Origin of the sequence: Nostoc sp. UIC 10630 (assembly GCF_010747425.1) — a bacterium.
Lineage (GTDB): Bacteria > Cyanobacteriota > Cyanobacteriia > Cyanobacteriales > Nostocaceae > Nostoc.
In genome coordinates this window covers 1-4692 of record NZ_JAAGOG010000349.1, presented here as the reverse complement: position 1 = coordinate 4692, position 4692 = coordinate 1, and the positions used below count along the sequence as shown (strand labels likewise).

Below are 4692 nucleotides of genomic sequence, written 5' to 3'. Positions count from 1 at the left end.
GGGGGCAGGGGGCAGGGGGCAGGAGTGATTCTTCTTTATCTGTCTCATCTTCCCCAATCCCGAATCCCCAGTCCCCCAACATCCAAGGATTCATTTTCGATTTAGATGGTGTGCTGACAGATACAGCAGAACTTCATTATCTAGGTTGGAAGAAGTTAGCAGATGAAGAGGGTATACCATTTAATCGGCAGGATAACGAAGCACTTAGGGGTGTATCTCGTCGTGCTTCCCTCATGCTAATTCTTGGGGATAGACCATATTCGGAAGCACAAATCCAAGAGATGATGGAGCGGAAGAATCGCTACTATGTGGAATTGATTCAAAATATGACATCCAAGGATTTGTTACCGGGTGCGATCGCCTTCTTGGATGAACTGCGACAAGCTGGGATTAAAATCGGCATTGGTTCAGCCAGCAAAAATGCCCGTACAGTAATCGAGCGATTGGGCATTGCTGATAAAGTAGATGCGATCGCAGATGGTTATAGTGTACAGCAACCTAAACCAGCACCCGATCTATTTTTGTACTCAGCCAAGCAGCTAGGACTTGAACCAGCGCAATCTGTAGTTGTAGAAGATGCCGCAGCAGGCATTGAGGCAGCTCTAGCTGCGGGGATGTGGGCAGTAGGACTTGGCCCCGTTGAACGAGTTGGAGCCGCTCATGTTGTCTTACCCAGCTTAGAAGGTATCAAATGGGCAGATTTAAGAGCCAAATTGAGTGATATTGCCAGACAAAAACATTCAGGGACTTCCCAATAAAATTTATGAAGTGTGATGCGTAAAATCCCTTGCCTTTAGACCAGGAGATATAAAGCTAAGATCGTCCAAGTAGAGAATCTAAAGTAAAACTCAACTTTAGATATCCAAATTAGGAGTAAGAGCGTGAATTTGGACGATTTAGCCTTACAGATACAGCTTATGCGTAAGCGCGTCGCCCTTTTGCAACGCCAGAGTGAACAGCAAAAACCAGAGGAAGATATTGAATTCATCACAGATGTATTCAAGGAACTCTACCTAGCTTTGGAAGAAATGCAAATAGCTAATGAAGACTTACAGCAACAGAATGAAGAATTATCCAACGCTCAACAGTCGTTAATAGCACAAGGTCAACGCTACCAAGAATTGTTTGAGGAAGTACCAGATGCCTATTTGGTAACTGATCCAAGAGGAGTAATTCAGGAAGCTAATTCTGCCGCCCAGAATATGTTGAACATCTCAAAGAATTTCCTGTTGGGCAAACCTTTAGGAATTTTTGTGCTTGAGAAAGAACTGATTGCTTTTCATTTGAAACTGACTCATCTGAGCGATCGCGCCGAAATTCCAGACTGGAAAATGCAAGAGTGGGAAGTAAATCTGCGGCCACGTAACAAAACACCCATTGTTGCTGCGATGAAGGTGGCTGCTATCCGTAATCAACAAGGTAACTTAGTTGGTCTGCGTTGGCTATTGCGCGATATTAGCGAAAGCAAGCGTCTTCAAGCCAAGCTGCAATGGGCAGAAGAGGCGATGCGACTAGCGCTTGCCAAAGAAAGAGAGTTTAGTGAACTTAAATCTCGGCTGCTCACCACCGCCTCTCATGAGTTTCGCAACCCTTTGGCTACCATCCACTCTTCGGCGGAACTACTAGAACATTATCGCCATCTATGGAGCGACGAGCGCCAACAGATTCACCTACGTCGCATTCAAACATCTGTTATGCATATAACCCAGTTACTGAATGATTTATTGGTGCTGAATCAGGATGAAACAGGTAAGTTAGAATTTAATCCAACACCCCTAAATTTGGTGGAATTTTGCCACGATTTATTAGAAGAATTAGAACAGAGCGATCGCTCCCAACATGCGATCGTTTTTAGCAGTGAGTGCCAATGCACCTCAGCTAACCTAGACGCTAAACTACTGCGGCAAATCTTGAGTAATTTATTCTCGAATTGTCTAAAATACTCTCCCATTGGTAGCACAGTTAAGTTTTCTGTAACCACTGCCAACGAGCGAGCTATATTCCAGACTCAAGACTCTGGTATTGGCATTCCTCCTGCTGACATTGAACACATATTTGAACCTTTCCATCGCGCCAGTAATACAGGTAATATCCCAGGAATGGGATTAGGGATGTCCATCGTCAAGCAGGCTGTAGATTTACATGGCGGCGAGATTATTGTCGAAAGTGCGATCGATGTAGGAACTACCTTTACAGTCATCCTGCCATTTTCGAGAGATTTGCATATATAGTGGCTTGTACTAATGCTTCTTTTTATTTCTTATTGGTTTACTATTGAATGTTCTTACCTTCCAATGGATGCTTAGACCCCCAATTTCAGGCTAACAAGCTCTGACAACATTGGGTTTCAAGCTAGATATACTAAGCTTTTGAGTCACTTTCAACCGAGGAAGACCGTACAATAATCAATCACTTTTATTTATCGAATTCAAAACCAAAAGTAATTGCTTCTATACTAAAAGGTATTTAAAGTAAAGTTAGCCGGTCAACAATTAGTTGATTGTAAAGTTTTTCTTAACAATAGCTTAGGGAAACAAACTCAAGGACTTTGTATATTTAAGTGTGAGTTTAAAATATTACGCCTGTGGTAATCTCTAACAAATCAGAATACGCACTTCTAGCCCTGTTAGAGTTAGCAACCTGCTACCCTAAGGGTGAAGCGCTGCAAATTCGAGAAATAGCGGTCTTACAAGACATACCAAACCGCTATTTAGAACAACTTCTGGCAACATTAAGACGTGGAGGTTTAATTAAGAGTATACGCGGAGCCAAAGGTGGCTATGTTTTGGCACGAGACCCTGGAAAGATTACAGTGTTAGATGCTTTTAGCTGCATGGAAGGGTCAGATATTGTTGTATCTGATTCTGAGCCGACTCCCAACACGGTAGAAGGTGAACTAATTCAGGAAGTCTGGCAAGAAGCACGTCAGGCTGCTAACTCCGTTTTGGAAAAATATACACTCCAAGACCTTTGTGAACGAAGATCGCTAAGAAAGCAGAAGGAACTCATGTATTACATTTAGAAAGGGTGAAGTGGGAAAATTTTCATCCTTTATCTTGAATTGATAGTCATTTCAGCTTTAACCATATTTAGCACATCTGGATGTTACATGTAGATATGCAGTAATTTCAAGTAAGTAAGCAGAAAATTCTTAGTATGATATCAAGTCTGGGTAATTAGTTACAATTCCCACAGTGATTTCACCCTTCCCTTTAGCCTACGGTGTCTACACAAGTAATAAAAATCTAGCTTGATGAGGCTTTGCTCGTTCCCTTTCCATACACCGTATGGGAATGCATTCATTGAGGCTCTGGCTAAATGTATCACTAGAGTCAGAGCCTCTAATCTGCTATTTCTATACAGAGCAAGGGGAGTAGAGACAAAGTATAGCTTTAGCAAGGTGGCTTTTTGTCGATTTAGTAAATAATCAGACGGACATAATATAAAATATTTTTGACAAAAAATACAGTCGAAAGAAGAAAATTTTGAGTAACTAGTCAGTTGAACCATACCTCAAGCAAGATAGTTTTCAAAAATTTGCTATCTCAATTGTCTAGTTAGACGTTTTTTGTGATGTAATCCTTATTAATATTAATAACCAGACAACCTGTGAGGCTGTTATATGCCTGAAGTTAATTCTCAACAGCCCATAAATACTGCCGCTACTCTTGTGGAGAGTTATGCAGCAGGAAAACGGGACTTTAGTAAAGCAGAACTGGATGATGCCGATTTGCAAGGCATTAACTTGAAAGGATGTGACCTGAGTTATGCTGACTTGAGTGAAGCTAACCTAAGTGGCGCTAATCTCAGGGGAACCGACCTGAGTTTCGCCGATCTCGAACAAGCTAATCTGAGGGATGCTGATCTTAGGGGAGCATTGTTGATGTCAGCGAATCTTCGCCAAGCCGATCTCAAAGGAGCAAAGCTGGAAAAAGCAGACTACGATCGCAGCACCCATTTTCCCCAAGATTTCGACCCAGTGAAAGCTGGTATGCAAATAAAAGTTGAAGATTAATTTAACAATATAACCAGTTCAAAAGAGAAGAATATTGCCCTCCTACCTCCTTCAACGATCCTACTTGCCTCAAGATAGAAGATATTTTTGCTAAAAGAGTTGTATTTTGGTGAAAAAGCCTATCTATGAGGTTGACAATGGAGGCAAAAAGTGGAACCATCAACCGACGCGCACCACTAATTACTGCTGGGATTTTTCTTGGTGTGGGTCTTGGAGGGTTTATTGATGGAATTTTACTGCATCAGATCCTCCAGTGGCATCACATGCTTAGTAGCATTCGACCTCTGACAAACAGAGCGAATATAGATTTGAACATGGTATGGGATGGGTTCTTTCATACCTTAGATTGGGTATTCACCGCCACTGGACTTGTGTTACTATGGCGTGCTGGACGGCGTGATGATGTTCCTTGGTCATCACAGACCTTTATTGGATCAATACTGATTGGTAGTGGGTTGTTCGACTTGGTTGAAGGTTTAATTGACCACCAAATTCTCGGTGTCCATCATGTGAAACCAGGCCCAAATGAGTTAGCTTGGGATCTAGGATTTCTGGCATTCGGTGCGCTACTTGTTGTTATCGGCTGGATAATGATAAAAAAGGAATCAAGAGTCATTAGTCATTAGTCATTGGGCATTGGGCATTGGTTAATAATCATAGTTCTTCTCCCCTTGCTC

Annotated in this window: 5 protein-coding genes; all 5 read left to right on the top strand. The window is 42.0% G+C overall.

Annotated features, from left to right (window positions below; translation table 11 throughout):
• Window positions 1-758: beta-phosphoglucomutase (gene pgmB / locus G1O98_RS36975; RefSeq protein WP_243458654.1), on the top strand; the 758-nt coding region annotated here is incomplete at its 5' end.
• Between the two features lie 123 nt (window positions 759-881).
• Entirely contained in the window at window positions 882-2231 is a 1350-nt protein-coding gene (locus G1O98_RS36970; RefSeq protein ID WP_163939270.1) for an ATP-binding protein, read from the top strand.
• A 353-nt stretch (window positions 2232-2584) separates the two neighbouring features.
• Window positions 2585-3022, top strand: a complete 438-nt coding sequence (locus G1O98_RS36965) for an Rrf2 family transcriptional regulator (protein ID WP_012411254.1) — start codon at window positions 2585-2587, stop codon at window positions 3020-3022.
• A 600-nt stretch (window positions 3023-3622) separates the two neighbouring features.
• Window positions 3623-4015: a pentapeptide repeat-containing protein gene (locus tag G1O98_RS36960; protein ID WP_163939268.1), complete on the top strand. Its 393-nt coding sequence runs from the start codon at window positions 3623-3625 to the stop codon at window positions 4013-4015.
• 137 nt (window positions 4016-4152) lie between these two features.
• Entirely contained in the window at window positions 4153-4641 is a 489-nt protein-coding gene (locus G1O98_RS36955) for a DUF2243 domain-containing protein (RefSeq protein WP_163939266.1), read from the top strand.
• Window positions 4642-4692 lie beyond the last annotated feature (51 nt).

Excerpts from the sequence above, each read along its gene's own strand:
- G1O98_RS36955 (WP_163939266.1), top strand. The coding sequence starts at position 4,153 with ATGGAGGCAAAAAGTGGAACCATCAACCGACGCGCACCACTAATTACT.
- G1O98_RS36960 (WP_163939268.1), top strand. The coding sequence starts at position 3,623 with ATGCCTGAAGTTAATTCTCAACAGCCCATAAATACTGCCGCTACTCTT.